General features: G+C 36.6%; 1 pseudogene. It reads right to left on the bottom strand.

Features of this window, described 5'->3' with window-relative positions:
• A pseudogene (locus tag JCM21531_RS17270) lies at positions 1-1,191 on the bottom strand (hypothetical protein); the annotation flags it as partial.

Consider the following 1,191-nt stretch of genomic DNA (forward strand, 5'->3'; position numbering starts at 1 on the left):
TTCCCTTTGATATCTGCCGGGCACTGCTTCCCATGTCTTTGGATTACCGGCTGCATCCAAGTGGAACATATATCGTATTACATCGAATTTGATGGGACTGTTTGTCCATAGTATTTTCGCTTTAAAGTCTTTGTCATAATTATTGCCTATTTTATTTTCATACTCTTTTTTCTTCAAATCCTTTTTGCCGTTGTAGACATATGTATTTATTTGAACTTCATGAATACCGTTATTAAATGCTGCCGAAGTTGTACTACTCACCGGGTGTCCAGTACAATTTTCTTCTCTGTCACAGTATTCCCTGTACGTATAATCTCTCTCAACATTACCATTATAAGTAACACTTGCTTTCTTTTGAATTGGTTTTGTGGGATCAGCCACATCCAAGTATATTTTCTTTGAAGGATTATCCCCAAAATCACTTCTTTGTATTTGGGCATTTATTATTGGTTTTCTTATAATTGTTTCACTATCCTCATTGACTTTAGGGTTATCTTTTACTTCAAATTTGCGCAACAAGTCATTATTTTCATTGGTTACTTTTAGTTCACCTTTGGCGTTTCCATCCCAACTACCTCTTGGTAGTCTGAGTTGTGCTTTAATTTCATTTTCTCCTGCAAGCTTAAAAGAAATATCCCTTGACAAAGCATCATATGGCAAGTTGATTATCTCTAAATTGTTGAATGTCTCTACAAGTTCAATCGTGGCACTTGCGACATTATTTTCTAAATCGTCTTCTTCCGGATTGGTTCCATCTTCATTGACTATAAATTTTACATCTACGTCACAATCCGGCATAGTAAAAACAGCATAGAATATATGGTCGCCTCTTTCGTCACCTTCCGGAAAAACATTTATTTCTCCCTGTTCTTCAGTTCCGCCGTCTTTGTCGATGTATTTTACATCTAATTTTCTATTCTTTACAGGTGTGATTTCCCATCTAAAATTGGTCTTCTGCTCATTTATAAAAGCAGAATTAATTACAGCCGAAACAATGACAGGATCTCCCTTTGCTGCACTTTGAGGTATAGTCTCAAAACGGACAGAGAAGTCCCTTGGTTCTTTTGCTGAATAGAATGTAAACTTGATGGGGTAGTCAAAATGTATTCCAACTGCCCCACCATTCTTAAACGTACCATATCCTACAGAGGACTCTTCGGATTTTCTTGTAATCGTTCCTGTTTTGAAGGT

This window comes from Acetivibrio straminisolvens JCM 21531 (assembly GCF_000521465.1).
Classification (GTDB): Bacteria; Bacillota; Clostridia; order Acetivibrionales; family Acetivibrionaceae; genus Hungateiclostridium; species Hungateiclostridium straminisolvens.